Source organism: Streptosporangium sp. NPDC048886, from assembly GCF_055586905.1.
Genome location: NZ_JBVJHH010000047.1, coordinates 23993 through 39383 on the forward strand (window position 1 = coordinate 23993; position 15391 = coordinate 39383).

Consider the following 15391-nt stretch of genomic DNA (forward strand, 5'->3'; position numbering starts at 1 on the left):
TCCCCGATCAGCCGAGCTGGGCCCGGACGTAGTCCGCCCATTGCCTCTGGAACTGGGCCTCGCTGACGCCCAGGACCTTCCGCAGGGCATCTGCGCTCTCGTCACCCCGGTAGTGCGCGGCGACGAAGTCGACCAGCTTCCGCTCGCCGTACCTCTCCTCGATCAGCCGCATCGCCAGGTGCCCCATCAGGTAGTTGACGCCGGTCATGCCCTGCACGTCCCAGAAGATGTTGTTCGGGATCCTGCCCCTGAACGGCTCGGGGAGCTGCCCGGCCAGGTAGGCGCGGCCCTGGTCGTAGCGGATGTTGGCGCTGATGGCGCTGCCGCGGTTGGCGACGTACTCGGCGAACCCCTCGACGACCCAGTTGTCGAGTCCCAGCAGGTCGAATTTGCCGCTGTCGAGGCTGGCCATCGCCGAGTGCGCGAACTCGTGCCGGAAGATCTCCGCGATGCCCTCGGAGGTGTCGAAGAACGGTGAGGTGGTGTCCATCACGACCCGGCTCGCGCCGATCTTCACCCCGGTCGCGGACCTGCTCCAGGTGGGCATCGGGATGGAGACCCCGGCCTCGGTGGCCTTCGTCTGGCGGAACAGGTTGCCGAGCTGCCCCTTGCCCTTGGCCAGCGCGACCACGAAGCCCTTGGGCACCGCCTCGCCCCGCTGGCCGTTCTCCGCCACGAAGTTCAGGTCGTTCACCGCCGCCCGCTCGGCGATCGGGGCGATCCTCTCCGCCTGGGCGGCCATGGACGGGTGGGCCAGCACGATGGCGCGCTCGGTCTTGACGACCGCGACGCTCGGCCAGATGTCCCATGGTCCCGGGTAGTAGACGGTCTTGGACTCGCCCAGCGGCGCCGGTGCCCCGCCGACCTTGGTGACCCTGAGCGGGGCGTCGACTCCGCTCTTGGTGATGGTCCAGCGGTACCACTCCGAGACCGGGCGCAGGTCGACCCCCTCGAACTGGTGGACGAAGGCGACGTCGAGGGTGAAGGTCACCCCGCGGCCGAAGCTGTCCTGCGTGCGCCCCTGCTGCTGCAGGGTCTGGTAGGACATCTGGGTGAGCGGCAGCTTGCGCAGATTGTTGAAGACCCTGGTCTGCTGCTGGATCAGCCCCGCGGTCTTGCTCTCGAAGATCGCCGTGTACGCCTTGAGGTCCCCGGCGTTCAGCGCTTCGGTGTGCCCCCGCAGGAGCTCCTGCAGGTCTTTCTTGGTCACCACCACCGAGTTCGGGTCGGCGGCGACCGCCTCCTCCCCGAACGGATCGGGGCGTTTGTCCGAGTTCAGCACCAGCCCCACCACGGTCCCGGCCCCCACGGTCAGCACCACGGCGAGGACTCCGAGGGTGATCCAGAGCCCGGTCCTGCGACGCCGGGGCGGGGGGGACGGCGGAGGTGGCGGCTGCTGCTGCCACTGCGGCTGGTATGGCGGTGGCTGCTGCCACTGAGATTGCTGCGGTGGCTGCTGCCACTGAGGTTGTGGCGGATACTGCCCACCGGCCGGCCCCGAAGTCACCCGTGCCCCACAAGTACCAGGAGTTACAGAACGCCCAAACCATACCGTCCAACCCGGAACCCGGAAGAAAGCCGGGCCGGCGGCCCCGAGGCCGCCGGCCCGCGCCGGATGAGTCCCCAGGTCAGCCCCTGCCCCCCGGCAGGGTCAGCCCGATGACCACGGGGTCGTGGTCGGAGGAGCGGAACGCGTCGGGCCGGTAGAGACCCGGCGGGTTGTACTCGGTGTTGTAGTCGAGGATCCGGCTCTCGTCGGAGTTGATGTGCCAGATCGTCGCGCTGGTCACCCGCTTGAGCAGGTCCGCGCCGGCCATGGCGTGGTCCAGCTCGCCGCTCTGGCCGTCGAAGAGGTAGCTGTAGCGCAGCGGCGCGGGGACGAACTTCTTGGTCACGCTGGTCAGGCCGCCGGCCTCCAGGGTGTCGATCGGGTCCTCCTCGCCGTAGGCGTTGAGGTCGCCCAGCACCAGCGGGTTGGGCAGCTCGAGGCTGTCGATCAGGCCCAGCGTCGCCTCCGCCTGGCGGACCCGCTCACCGTTGTAGCAGCTCTGGCCGTCGCCCTGGTCGGCGTCGGGGCCGGTGGCGTCGGCGTCGCAGCCCTTCGACTTGTAGTGGTTGACGATCATCGTGAACGGCTGGCCGCCCTGGACCCGGCGGAAGGTCTGGATCAACGGGGGCCGCCGGAAGACCGGGTCGGTGGACGACTGGGCGGCCCCGACGAGCTGGAGCCTGCCGGGCTTGTAGATCATCGCCACGTGGATCAGGTCCGTGCCGGGATAGGGGTGGGCGAGCGCCGCGTAGGTGCCCGCGCCCACCTCGGCGTTGAGCGCGTCGACCAGGGCCTGGACCGCGGTCTGGCCGTTGTTCTGGACCTCCATCAGGCCGACGACGTCGGCGTTCATGCCCTTGAGCGCGGCGACCAGCTTGGCGAGCTGGCGCTGCTGCTCGGCGGGGTTGCTCGCGCCGCGCGAGCCCAGGGTGGTGAACCAGTTGAGGGTGTTGAAGCTGGCCACCTTGACGTTGCCGAGCACCGGGAACGGGGCGGACAGGCGGGGGTTGGTCCGCAGGAAGTCGACCGGCCTGGTCGGCTGGAGCCGATACTTGCCGAAGCCGTACCCCAGCACGCCGGTGACGCCGAAGGCGGTGTCGCCCAGCCGGACGGTGCGCGGGTCGGTGTGGGGGATGACAGCGGGGTTCTCCCTGGTCGAGCCGTCGTCCACGAGCAGGCTGCGGCGCGCGTTCCGGGCGGCGTCCACGCCGGAGCGGTCGGTGGGCTGGAAGACGCGGCCCTCGGAGGAGAGGGTGAGCTCCCCGTAGCGGCCCAGGTTGTAGTGGTCGCTGACGGTGAGCGGCTCGGGGAAGGTGACGAGCATGCTCTCGACCGGCTCGAAGGTCGCGCCCTCGGCGCGGGGCAGGCTCTGCCGCGCCGGGGGGACGGTGCCGGCGCCGCAGACGTCCACAGCGGTGACCGGCGACAGCTCCGTCCAGCCGTTGAACTCGACGACCTTGCCGGTGACCAGTACCCGGTCGCCGGCCTTGACGTCCTTGAACGAGCTGCGGGCGAAGGCGAACAGGCCCTCGGAGGTGGCCGGGTCGGCGTCCGGGGTCGGGTCCTGGAAGAAGAACCCGCTGAGCTGGTCCGTCCCCTGGAAGTCGCCGGTCACGACACCCTCGACGCGGACGGTCTGGCCGGCCAGCGGGCTGACGTCACCGCCGCCCTGCACCTGGGCGATCTGGTGGGTGGCCGGGGTCTCACACGGGTCCCCCGGTGACGTGGGGGTCGGCGTGGGCGTGGGCGTCGGCTCCACGGTGGGCGTCGGCTCCACGGTGGGCGTCGGGGTGGGGGTGGGCTCGACGTCGCCGCAGGGCGCCGGGGTGGTGGCCCGGTTGCGCGGCGCGGGGGCCGCGGCCTCCACGTCCGCGCCGTTGACGTCGGTGTCGGCGCAGCCGTGGTCCTTGCGCAGCCCGGCCGTGGTGCCGGAGAGGGCCGGGGCGGCGGTGCCCTCGAAGTAGTTCGCGGTGCCGTATCCGACGAGGTCGGCGATCAGCGCCGTCTGCTCCGCCGTACAGGGGGTGGAGCCGCCGTTGCAGGCCAGTCCCTCGGCCGAGCGGACCAGGACGACCTTGCCCGCGGTGCCGCTCATGTTGATGGCGCCGGTGCTGTCCGGCGCGGGCAGCGGGGCTCCGTTGGCGCCGCCGGCCAGCTGCACCAGGTGGTACTGGCCGGGTGCCAGCGTGCCGGACAGGGGCACGACCGGGTTGGCGCCGAAGTTGCCGGTCCCGGTGGCGCTGCCGTACTGGAGCGACCACCCGTCCAGCGCGACGGGGGTGGAGGCGCGGTTGAACAGCTCGACGAAGTCGTTGGCGAGCGGCGCGCCGCTGTTGCCGCCACCGCCGTAGACCTGGCTGATGACGACGGTGCCCGGCCCGGCCAGGGCGGGGGCTGAGGTGAGGGCCGTAACGCCGGCGGCGGCGACTCCGAGGGCCACGAGGGCGGCGGACGCCCTGGATAAAGCACGCATGACCGGGAGCGTAGAGCTCCATGGAACGGCGGACACTTACCTATAAGTGGATAGAGGATGAAATCGGTAAATCTTGACACTTCATGTCGATCGGACGGCATCAGTTATGGCTTGCCTTGACCTAGATCTCGCTTCGCGGCCGTCTGTGGGTATCACTCGTTCATGACGACTCTCGACGTGGGCTGGGTGACCTGCGCTGCCTTCCCGAAATGTGCCGGTTCGGCGCGGCAGCCGTACGGGCGGTGCCTGGCCCACCTCGACGGCGGCGAGCTCGACGAGGTCATCCGGGGCCTGTCCCCCGGCTCCGCGATCGACCTGCGGGGCACCACCGTCGGCGGGCAGTTGCTGGAGCGGATCCTGGCCGCCGCGCACGGCCGCCTGGGCCGGGCCAGGTTCGATCGGGCGATCTTCCCCGAGGAGGTCAGGTTCGGCGGCGTCGTGTTCGGCGGGGACGTCTCCTTCGACCACGCCCGCTTCCACCGGCTCGCCTCGTTCCTCGACGCGCGTTTCGCGGGGAACGTCTCCTTCCGGGAGGTCCGCTTCTCCCGGGAGCTGTCCCTGCACGGTGTGAGCGTCCTCGGGCACGCCGCCTTCGACCGGGTCTCCGCCGGCCGGGACGCGCTGTTCGGCGCGGCCCGCTTCGGGCGGACCGTCTCCTTCGAGAGCGCGGAGTTCCACGGCTTCGCCACCTTCGACGGCACCCGGTTCACCGGTGACGCGACCTTCCGGGGATGCCGGTTCGGCCGTGCGGCCTCCTTCCGCAGGGCCGAGTTCGGCGGGCTCGCCGGATTCGACGCGGCACGGTTCTGGGCGGGCTGCTCCCTGACCCCGGCCGCGGTCGGCCGCCGGCTGAGCCTCGCCGGGGCGTGGGCGGGCAGCGGTCTCGACGTGGCGGCCCGCGACTGCGCGGTGGACCTGCGGCGGCTGCGGGTGACCGGCAGGCTGACCGTGCGCCTCGACGGCGCGGACGCCGACCTGGAGGACGCGGCGCTGCGCGGCCCCGCCACGGTCAGCGGGCGGGGCGCGGCGCGGGTGACCTCGCTGCGCGGGGTGGACTCCGAGGAACTGGAGCTGACCTGCGTGGACCTCAGCGTCTGCGGCTTCACCGGGATCCGCCATCCCGAGCGGCTCCGGCTGACCGGCTGCGCGTTCGCCACCACCCCGCGCGGCGTGCGGTTCGCGCTGCGCTGGCCGCCGCTGCGCTGGTGGACCCGGCGGCGCACCCTCGCCGACGAGCACGACTGGCGCGGCTGGTCGGGGCCCGGCGTCGACGAGCACGACTGGCGCGGCCGGTCGGGGCCCGACGCCGACCCGCCGGCCCCGCACCGCCTGGCCGTCCTCTACTCCAGGCTCCGTACCGGGGTCGACGACAAGGCCACCGCCGCCGACTTCGCCTTCGGCGCGATGGAGATGCGCCGGGCCACCAGCCGCTCCTCCGGCCGCTGGCTGCTGTCGCTCTACTGGATCCTGTGCGGGTACGGCCTGCGGATGGGCCGCGTCCTGGGATGGTCGGCCCTGGTCGTGGCCCTCACCGCGGCGAGCCTCCTGATGAGCTCCGCCTCTCACGCCGCCCGCCGCCCGGCCGCTCCCCGGGCGCCCTCCCCGTCGATCCACCTGTCGCCCTGAGCCGTTCCCACGGCGAGCGGCCGTCGGCGGCCGCGCCGCCTCCGGGACGGCCTCAGGAGGGGACGACCGCCAGGGAGGGCGACAGGGCGATGCGGTGGACGGCGCCGTCGGGCCAGGTCAGGGTGGCGTGGTCGGCGCGCACGTCCAGGACGGGTGCGGCCCCCTCCCCCACCGGGTCCGGGCCGAGGACCGCCGCGCACGCGAGGATGGCGCTCTCGCCGGAGGTCACGGCCTCCAGCACGGGGATGCGGGCCGGGGCGCCGAAGACGGTGCCGGCGGGCGAGACGAGGGGCTCGGCCTCGGCGAAACCGGCGACGCCGAGCAGGGCGCTGGTCAGGCCGTCGCCGGGGACCACGGCCCAGCCGGTCTGGCGGACGGGGGTCCCGGCTGGGGCGGTGACGCGGTGGACGCGGGCCTCGACCGGGCCGTGGACGACGCTCAGCGACTCGATCAGGGCGCCGGGGGCGGGGCGGTGGGAGGAGGCGGCCCAGTCCGGTCCGGCGCCCAGCGGGGTGAGACGGCCGCGGGAGGTGATCCGGCCGTCGAGGACGAGGCCGACGTGGTTGTCGGGCACGTCGAGGCTGGGGCCGGTCCGGGTGGAGTAGGCGGAGCGGGCGTAGAGGGGGTCGTCGGGGAGCGCGTCACCGTCGAGGGGCTGGTGGTCGGTGCCGTGGTTGACCAGCCGGACGACACCGCCGTGCCGGTGGACCAGCAGGCCGGGGCCGGGCAGGCCGGCCGCGCCGTCGCCCGGGCCGGGCTCCTCCACCGCCGTCCAGACCGGATGGTCGGCCGGCAGCAGCAGGCCGGCGAACCCCTTGGCGGCCCAGTACGGCGAGGCGGAGCCGGAGTAGTCCTGCAGGGAGGGCCCGTGCGGGCCGTGCCAGCCCAGGGAGAGCAGGCCGTCGGTGAGCGCGCCGTTGTCGAGGAAGTGGCGCAGGGCCCCGCTGGCCAGGCGGCGGGTGGCACCGGGGGTCAGCGGGGAGACGCCGAGCATCGCGCCGAGCCAGAGCGGGGCGGCGGCGGCGAACCGGTAGGTGACGGAGCGGCCCTGGTAGACGGGGGAGCCGTTGACGTCGAAGGCGCTGCCGTACCCGGACAGGAACTCCCGCAGGCGCGAGCCGTACGGCTCGGCGGGGGCCCCGGTCAGCCAGACGTGCAGGGCGGGGTAGAGGTGCATGGCCCAGCCGTTGTAGTGGTCGAGGTTGCGGGCGGGGCCGTCGGTGTACCAGCCGTCGCCGAGATACCACCGCTCGATCCTGGCCAGGCCGCGCTCGACGGCCGCGCCGGCCGCCTCCTCGTCCCGGCCCGCCGAGCGCAGGAAGTCCCCGACGGCGACGGGGAACAGCCACCAGTTGTTGTCCACCGGCGCGTGCCGCAGCGCGCCGCCGAGCCACCCGGCCACCGAGTCCCGCACGCCCGGGGAGAGCCGCTCCCACAGGTGCTCCCGGGTGAGCTGGAGCCCGATGGCGATCGAGGCCGCCTCGACCATGGGCTGGGTCCGGTCGGCTATCGGCCGCCAGGCCTCCGCGTGCCCGGGGTCGGCACCGGCCGCCATGCCCTCGCCGTAGGGCGCCAGCAGCGCGGGGTCTCCCCCGCCCGCCACCCGGAAGGCCGCGAGCAGGAACGTGCGGGCGAAGCCCTCCAGGCCGTCGCAGTCCGACCAGCTCGCCCGCCCGGGGAGCCTGATCTGGGCCCTCGCCGGGGAGAAGTGGGGACCGACCCCGGCGAGGAGGCCGTCGGCGACCGCCTCCCAATGGGCGCGGGTCCATCCGGTATGGGGGCTGAGCACCCGGTCTTCCGGAGGGAGCGGCATGGTCATCTACGGAAACCTCCGGAAAAATGGTCTGCTGTCCGGCAGTGACGCTAGGACGCTCATCCGGTCCCAGTCAAGCATGAAATGATCGAACGATCGAAAACGTGCAGAAACGAACGCGGGCCATTAGGCTGGATCCGGGATCACACCGGTTACGAAGGAGACACCCCATGCTGGCCACGGAGCGGCACGACCTCATCCTGCGCGAGGTCCGGGCGCGGGGACTCGTCCGGCTGGCCGAGCTGGCCGACCGGCTCGGCGTCTCGCCGGTCACCGTGCGGCGGGACGTGGCCGACTTGGAGGATCAGGGCCTGGTCACGCGGGTGCACGGCGGCGTCGCCCCGCCCCGCGGCCACGCCAGGCCCCAGAGGGCCGACGGCGCGGGCGCCGGGGCGCCGGACGGCACGCAGGCCGTCCCCCGCGCCGGGGGCTCCACCCCACAGGGGGCGGGCGAGTCCCTCACGCTGGGCATGCTGGTCCCCTCCGCCACCTACTACTACCCCGAGGTGATCAGGGGGGCCAGGGCGGCCGCCGCGCGGCTGGGGGCCAGGCTGGTGCTCGGCATCTCGCGCTACGAGCCGGCCGAGGAGCGCGCCCAGGTGGAGCAGCTGCTCGCCGGCGGGGTGGACGGGCTGCTCGTCACCCCGTGCCGGGCGCTGGACGCCCCCGAGCAGAACCTCACCTGGCTCGCCGACCTGGACGTGCCGGCCGTGCTGGTGGAGCGGGTGGCCGCCCTCGGCAGCGGTCTGGAGCACCTGGACCACGTCGCGACCGACCACGCCCACGGCGGCTACCTGGCCGTCCGCCACCTGGCCGCCCTCGGCCACCGGGACATCCTCTTCGTGGCCAGGCGCGACAGTCCCACCACCCCGCGGGTGCGGGCCGGCTACCAGTCGGGGCTGCGCTCGCTCGGCCTGCTGGGCGGGCCGCCGATGATCGAGACGCTCGCCTTCGAGCACGACCCCGAGGCCTTCGGCGCCTCCATCGACCCGGCGGTCGCCACGATCCTGGAGGGCGGCGCCACGGCCGTCGTCGTCCACAACGACCAGGACGCGCTCGTCCTGGTGCAGAAGCTCAGGTCGAGCGGGCTCCGCCTGCCCGGCGACGTCTCCGTGGTGGCCTACGACGACGAGGTCGCGGCGCTCGCCGACCCCCCGCTGACCGCGGTGGCCCCGCCCAAGCACGCCGTCGGCCGGGCCGCGGTGGAGCTCCTCGTGGCCCGGGTGACCGAGGGCGAGGAGCGGCCGCGCCACCACCTGGACCTGCTCCCCCACCTCCGCCTGCGCGAGTCCTGTGGGACTCTAGGATGATCTGACCGGTTTATGCACTTTCGCCCGTGTCGTAGTGTTACGCAATCATTTCGTTACTGATCAATTGAACGCTTCCTCTAGAAATCCGTTCATCGATGAACGAATGATGTCCTATCGATCGAATGAACATGAGGAGCGATCCGATGGAGCGTAAGACGTCTCGGGCCACAGCCGGACTCGCCGGCCTGCTGGCCTCGGTCGCGCTGCTGACCGCCTGCGCGAGCGGGGGCGAGGCGGGCAGGGCGACCTCCGGCGACGCCGCGCAGGCCGTCACCGAGGTGACCTTCTGGGGCTGGGCCAAGGGCACCAAGGATGTCGTGGACGAGTTCAACAGGAGCCACACCGCCATCAAGATCAAGTTTGAGGAGATCCCCTCCGGGGTGGCCGGCGGCTACGCCAAGTTCTCCAACGCCGTCAAGGCGGCCAACGCCCCCGACATCATGTCGATCGAGTACGCGCAGCTGCCCGACTTCGTCAACCAGGGCGCCGTGGAGGACATCTCCGCCGAGGTCGCCGACGTCAAGGCCAAGTATCCGGCGAACGTGCTCAGCACGGTCGAGCTCGGCGGCAAGACCTGGGCGCTGCCGATGGACGCCGCCCCGCAGGTCTTCTACTACCGCAAGGACCTGTTCGAGAAGTGGGGCATCGAGGCCCCCACGACCTGGGAGGAGTTCCGCGCCGCCGCGGAGAAGGTCAAGAAGGCCGACAAGAAGGCGCGCATCGCGACGTTCTTCCCCGACGACGGACCGGTCCTGGCCGCGCTCGCCTGGCAGGCGGGCGCCAGGTGGTTCGGCACCGAAGGCGACGCCTGGAAGGTCGCGGTCGACGACGCGGCCGGCAAGAAGGTCGCCGAATACTGGCAGGGCCTGGTCAAGGACGGGCTGGTCCACTCCCACGGCGCCTTCAGCCAGGAGTGGAACGCCTCGCTGGAGAGCGGCGAGACCGTCGGCTACGTCGGCGCCTCCTGGGGCGCGGGCGTCATGAAGGGCAACCACGCCGGGCAGTCCGGCAAGTGGGCCGTCGCACCCGTCCCGCACTGGGGCACCCCCGCCAGCGGCATGCTCGGCGGCACCAGCTTCGTGGCCGGCAAGGGCACCAAGAAGCTCAAGGCGGCGGCCGAGGTCATCAAGTGGCTGACCACCTCCGAGGCGGCCTGGACCTCCCGCCTGGCCTCCGGCACCTCCAGCGGCTTCCCCGCCGCGCCCGACCTGGTGCCGGTGGCGGCCAAGAGCTTCGACACCGCCTACTACGGCGGCCAGGACATCTACGCGCTGTTCGCGGAGTCCTACAAGACCATCCAGCCCGGCTGGACCTGGGGCCCGAGCATGACCCAGGTGTTCACCTCGCTGAAGGACCAGATGGGCAAGGTGCCCAGCGGCGGCACCACGCTGCCGCAGGCCCTCGACGCGGCGCAGGGCGCGACGCTCGCCGAGCTGAAGGGCCGCGGCCTGAACGTGGCGGGCTGACCCGCCCGCCGGCGCCTCGCGGGGCCTCCCCGCGAGGCGCGGCCCGGGCACCCGTAGAAGACGCACTCCACCACAGGCTCACCTCCGGGAGACCTTGAGAAAGGCGGGAAGGGGCACGATGTCCTCCCTCACCACCCTCGACCGGCCGGCCGCCGGGCCGGCCGGCGGCGGCCGTACCGGCCAGGGGTCCCTGAAACGCGAGGCCCGGCGGCGGCGCGGGGCGATCACGCTGTTCCTGGCGCCCTTCTTCGTGCTGTTCGCGGCGGTGCTGGTCGCGCCGCTGGGGTACGCGGTCTGGCTCAGCCTGTTCAGCGAGAAGTCCTCGGGGCTCGGGTTCGGCGGTTCGCAGACCGTCTTCGCCGGGCTGGACAACTACCTCGACACCCTCGCCGACCCGGCCTTCCGCGACGGCTTCGCGGTCATCGCCGGCTACTGCGCGCTGTACATCCCGCTGATGATCGGCGGCGCGCTGCTGCTGGCCCTGCTGCTGGACTCCGGCCTCGCCCGCGTCCGCCGGTTCTTCCAGCTCGTGCTCTTCCTGCCGCACGTCGTGCCGGGCATCATCGCCGCGCTCATCTGGATGTATCTCTACCTGCCGGGCGTCAGCCCCGTCGTCGGCGCGCTGGAGTCCGGCGGGATCCGGTGGGACTTCCTGTCCTCCGACAAGGTCCTGGGCTCGGTGGTCAACATCGCGCTGTGGGAGTGGATCGGCTACAACATGATCATTTATTTCGCCGCGCTGCAGGCCATCCCGCGCGAGGTGATCGAGGCCTCCACGGTCGACGGCGCCGGGCCGGTCCGCACGGCGCTGCGCGTCAAGCTCCCGATGATCCGGGGCGCGGTCGTGATGACGATGCTGTTCACGATCATCGGGTCGCTCCAGCTGTTCACCGAGCCGATGATCCTGGCCGACGCCAGCGCCGGCGTGGTCAGCACCTGGACCCCCAACATGTTCGCCTACACCGAGGCGTTCTCCAAGAACGACTACGGCCAGGCCGCCGCCGCCTCGCTGCTGCTGGCCGCCCTCGCCGCCGGCCTGTCCTACGCGGTCACCCGGTTCGGCGCGAGGAGGGGCGCGTGAGCAGGCCCGCCTCCCTGTCCCGGGGCGTCGTCAACGTCCTGCTGGCCGTCGCGACGGTCTACACGCTGCTGCCGCTCACCTGGCTGCTGTTCGCCTCGACCAAGACCCTGAACGACCTCTACTCCAGCCCGGGGTTCGCCTTCGCCGACTTCAACCTCGGCGCGAACCTCTCCGCCGTCGCGGAGGAGGGTGGCGGGATCTTCTTCCGCTGGTATCTCAACAGCGTCCTGTACGCGGGCGGCGGGGCCCTGCTCGGCACGCTCATCAGCGTGATGGCGGGTTACTGCTTCGACAAGTACGGCTTCCGCGGCAAGGAGAAGCTGTTCGGCGCCGTGCTGCTCGGCGTCCTGGTGCCCGGCACCGCCACCGCCCTGCCGCTGTATCTCCTGGCCTCCAAGGTGGGTGTGGTCAACACCTTCTGGGCGGTGTTCGTCCCGGTCCTGGTCAACCCCTTCGGCGTCTATCTCGCCCGGGTGCTCTCCTCCGGCTACGTGCCCGGCGAGGTGCTGGAGGCCGCCCGGTCCGACGGCGCGGGCGACCTGCGCACCTTCGTCTCGATCGCGCTGCCCATGCTGAAGCCCGCCTTCGTGACGATCTTCCTGTTCCAGTTCACGTCGGTGTGGAACAACTTCTTCCTGCCGCTGGTGATGCTCTCCGACCACAACCTGTTCCCGCTCAGCCTGGGCCTGTTCTCGTGGAACAACCAGGGGACCGCCTTCCCCGAGTTCCACACACTGGTGATCACCGGCTCGCTGCTGTCGGTGGTCCCGCTGCTGGTCGTGTTCGTCTTCCTGCAGCGTTTCTGGCGGGCGGGCATGACGGCGGGCAGCATCAAGTGATCACAACATCGGGGGGATCGATGTCTCGTCGGCCGCGGGCCGCCGTCGCGATGTCCGCGGACGTCGCCGCGCGGCTGCTGGACGGTCCGGTACGGCGGCGCCTGGCGGAGCTGGCCGAGGTGGACACCTCGCTGGTGGTCACCGACTTCACCGCGCCCGAGGCGCGCAGCGCGCTGGCCGGGGCCGAGGTCCTCTACACCTGCTGGGGCTGCCCGCCCCTGACCGCCGAGGTGCTCGCCGGCGCGCCGCGGCTGCGGGCCGTCGTGCACGCCGCCGGCTCGGTCAAGCACCACATCACCGACGCCTGCTGGGAGCGTGGCCTGCGCGTCTCCTCGGCGGCGATCGCCAACGCGCTGCCCGTCGCGGAGTTCACCCTCGCCGCGATCCTGTTCGCGGGCAAACGCGTGCTGGAGATCGCCCACCTCTACCGGCGCGACCGTGCCGCGCTCGACTGGGACCGGCGCTTCCCGGGCTTCGGCAACTACCGCCGCACGGTCGGGATCGTCGGTGCCTCCACGATCGGCCGCCGGGTGATCGAGCTGCTCCGGCCGTTCGACCTCGACGTCCTGGTCAGCGACCCCTATCTGGACGCCGCCGAGGCGGCCCGGCTGGGCGTGCGGTCCGTCGAGCTGGACGAGCTGGTCGCCGGGAGCGACGTGGTGAGCCTGCACGCCCCCGACCTGCCCTCGACCCGCCACATGATCGACGGCCGCCGCCTGGCGCTGATGCGCGACGGCGCCACGCTGATCAACACCGCCCGGGGCGCGCTGGTCGACCAGGCCGCCCTGACCGGCGAGCTGCTGTCCGGGCGGCTGCACGCGGTCATCGACGTGACCGAGCCCGAGGTGCCGCCCGCCTCCTCACCGCTCTACGACCTGCCCAACGTGCTGCTCACCCCGCACATCGCGGGCTCGCTCGGCGGCGAGCTGCGCCGCATGGCCGACGTGGCGCTCGAGGAGCTGGAGCGCTACGCCCACGGCCTGCCGTTCCGCTACGGCGTGGTCCCGGAGGCGCTCACCCGCTCCGCCTGACCCCCTGCCCCCTGCTCTCCCCCGATCTCCCCTGGTCCCCCGGACCGAGGTCCTGCCTGCCTTCTGGTCTCCCCCCAACCGAAAAGGAGCAGTCGAATGCGGTTACTCCGTCCGACCGTGATCGCCGCGGTGGCCCTGGCCTGCGCCGGCGCACTCGCGCCACCCGCACAGGCCGCGGCCGCGGCCCGCAACTTCTTCGTGGACTGCACTGCGCCGCCCGGCGGCTCGGGACGCGCCGCCGCCGAGCCGCTGACCAGCCTGGCGGAGGTCAACGCCCTCCGGCTGCAGGCCAAGGACAAGGTGAGATTCAGGGCCGGCACCGTCTGCGCCGGCCGCCTGGAGCCGGTGGGATCCGGCGCTCCCGGCCGGCCGATCACCTTCACCTCCTACGGCGAGGGCCCCAAGCCGATCATCCAGGGCGACGGCGGCGAATGGACCGTCCACCTCGTCGACAACAGCCACATCACCATCGAGAAGCTGCACATCACCAACCCCGCCGCCACCACGGCCAAGCGGACCGGCGTCCAGTACAACTCCACGACGTTCGAGCCCAAGGCCGGGCTGGTCCTGCGCGACCTGGAGATCTCCGACGTCGCCGGCTGGGGTGACAAGACCGGCGCCAACTCCGGCTGGTTCGCCTACTCGGCCGGCATCAGCGTCCAGGCCCTGCCCGAGGGCAAGGTCGGCTACATCGACGGCATCACCATCACCGGCAACCACGTCCACGACACCGGCGGCGGCGGAATCAAGATCAGCCGCAAGGGCACCGACTACCACAGGAACGTCTACATCGCCCGCAACACCATCCGCAGCGTCGGCGGCGACGGCATCGTCGTGCACGCCGCCGACCGCCCACTGGTGGAGCACAACCTGTTCGACGACGGCGGCGGCGGCAAATACCCCTACGTCAACGGCAACTTCGCCGGGATGTGGCCGATCAACTCCGTCGACCCGGTCTTCCAGTACAACGAGGTCACCCGGCAGCGGCCGACCATCTTCGACTCCACGGCCTGGGACTGCGACGGCGGGATCAAGGGCACCTGCGTCTACCAGTACAACTTCTCCCACGCCAACGCCGGCGGCTTCTACCTCGGCTGCCAGAGCTGCACCGAGTTCCCGAACTACCGGGCGACGGCGATCCTGCGCTTCAACATCGCCCAGGACGACTGCCGCATCGCCGGCAACGCGGCCGGGGACAACAGCAGCCCGCTGTGGATCCACAACAACACCTTCTTCTGCGCGAGCGAGAAGCTGAACGTCGCGGTGCCCAGCGGCCCGTCGGCGGGCACGAAGATCGTCAACAACATCTTCCACGCGGCCCAGGGGACGCTGCCCACCGGCCAGAACGTCACCTACGACTCCAACGTCTACTACGGCGGCGTCACCGCGCCCGCCGGCGACGCCGCCGCGATCACCGCCGATCCCGGCCTGGCCGCCCCCGGCACCGCCACCGGGTACGGCGACGCCTCCGGATACCGGCTGGTGGCCGGCTCCCCCGCGCTCGGCACCGGGGCCCTCGTGGAGGGCGTGGGCGGGCGCGACTACTTCGGCAACCCCGTCGGCACGAACGTCTCCCGCGGCGCCTACTCCGGGCCCGCCGTCAGCCCGGTGGTCCACGGGTCGGTGCGGGCCGCCTACAACAACGTGGGCGTCAGCTCCGACCGCAACCCCAACGTCGGCGGCCTGTCCACCTCCGGCCGCAGCTACTCCGGTCAGGGGCTGGAGGCGGCCGGGCTCCGTCCGGGGCAGACCGTGACCGCCTTCGGCGCCGATCTCACCTGGCATCCCGGCGCCTACGGCACGCTGGACAACGTCAAGGCGGCCGGCCAGACCATCGAGCTCCCCGGCCGGGGGAGCAGGCTCGTCCTGCTCGGCACCGGCGTCTTCAAGGTCCGCTCGGGTGTCTTCAAGGTGACCTACACCGACGGCACGGTGGAGGACAAGACCGTCCGCTTCGGGGACTTCTGGGACGCCACCGCCCCGGAGGGGACCGTCGTGGTCGCCCGGTCGGCCTATCACAACATCACTCAGACCGACCACCGCAACCCCGCCAGCGGCCAGACCCGGGAGTCCGGGGTGTCGGTGTTCGCCCACGCCGTCCCGCTGGACCCGGCCCGGACCGTCGCGTCCGTGACCCTGCCCGGCGGCAGCCCCCTCGCCGACGCGGGCCTCCACGTGTTCGACATGAAGATCGCCTCCTGAG

The 15391-nt window shown here is 72.1% G+C and carries 10 protein-coding genes; 7 read left to right on the forward strand and 3 right to left on the reverse strand.

What is annotated here, in order from left to right:
* Window positions 1-7: 7 nt before the first annotated feature.
* Together ACZ6R6_RS40320 and ACZ6R6_RS40325 are read right to left on the reverse strand one after the other, a co-directional pair.
* Entirely contained in the window at window positions 8-1321 is a 1314-nt protein-coding gene (locus ACZ6R6_RS40320) for a hypothetical protein (RefSeq protein ID WP_470102202.1), read from the reverse strand.
* Between the two features lie 307 nt (window positions 1322-1628).
* Window positions 1629-4022: an ExeM/NucH family extracellular endonuclease gene (locus ACZ6R6_RS40325; protein WP_470102203.1), complete on the reverse strand. Its 2394-nt coding sequence runs from the start codon at window positions 4020-4022 to the stop codon at window positions 1629-1631.
* 162 nt (window positions 4023-4184) lie between these two features.
* On the opposite strand from ACZ6R6_RS40325, the gene ACZ6R6_RS40330 reads away from it, so the two are divergent.
* Window positions 4185-5648 carry a pentapeptide repeat-containing protein gene (locus tag ACZ6R6_RS40330; protein WP_470102204.1) on the forward strand — a complete coding sequence of 488 codons (1464 nt, stop codon included), beginning with the start codon at window positions 4185-4187 and terminating at the stop codon, window positions 5646-5648.
* 52 nt (window positions 5649-5700) lie between these two features.
* On the opposite strand, the gene ACZ6R6_RS40335 is transcribed toward ACZ6R6_RS40330, so the two are convergent.
* Entirely contained in the window at window positions 5701-7467 is a 1767-nt protein-coding gene (locus ACZ6R6_RS40335) for a DUF2264 domain-containing protein (protein WP_470102205.1), read from the reverse strand.
* Window positions 7468-7631: 164 nt separating this feature from the next.
* Between ACZ6R6_RS40335 and ACZ6R6_RS40340 the strand changes: the two genes are divergently transcribed.
* From ACZ6R6_RS40340 to ACZ6R6_RS40365, 6 genes are all read left to right on the forward strand, one after another.
* Complete coding sequence (locus ACZ6R6_RS40340) at window positions 7632-8771, forward strand: substrate-binding domain-containing protein (protein ID WP_470102206.1); 1140 nt, start codon at window positions 7632-7634, stop codon at window positions 8769-8771.
* Between the two features lie 143 nt (window positions 8772-8914).
* The gene (locus ACZ6R6_RS40345; protein ID WP_470102207.1) at window positions 8915-10237 is read left to right on the forward strand and encodes an ABC transporter substrate-binding protein; all 1323 of its coding nucleotides are present in this window, start codon (window positions 8915-8917) and stop codon (window positions 10235-10237) included.
* 118 nt (window positions 10238-10355) lie between these two features.
* On the forward strand, window positions 10356-11318 hold the full coding sequence (locus ACZ6R6_RS40350) for a carbohydrate ABC transporter permease (RefSeq protein ID WP_306858225.1): 963 nt from the start codon (window positions 10356-10358) through the stop codon (window positions 11316-11318).
* Window positions 11315-12157, forward strand: coding sequence for a carbohydrate ABC transporter permease (locus ACZ6R6_RS40355; RefSeq protein ID WP_470102208.1), 843 nt, complete (start codon window positions 11315-11317; stop codon window positions 12155-12157). Before ACZ6R6_RS40350 ends, ACZ6R6_RS40355 begins: the two co-directional genes overlap by 4 nt.
* Before the next feature lie 20 nt (window positions 12158-12177).
* A complete protein-coding gene (locus tag ACZ6R6_RS40360; protein ID WP_470102209.1) occupies window positions 12178-13188 on the forward strand; it encodes a hydroxyacid dehydrogenase in 1011 nt (336 codons plus the stop codon).
* Window positions 13189-13284: 96 nt separating this feature from the next.
* Window positions 13285-15390 (forward strand): right-handed parallel beta-helix repeat-containing protein, encoded by a 2106-nt coding sequence (locus ACZ6R6_RS40365; RefSeq protein ID WP_470102210.1) that lies wholly within the window; start codon window positions 13285-13287, stop codon window positions 15388-15390.
* The last annotated feature ends 1 nt before the right edge of the window (window position 15391 follow it).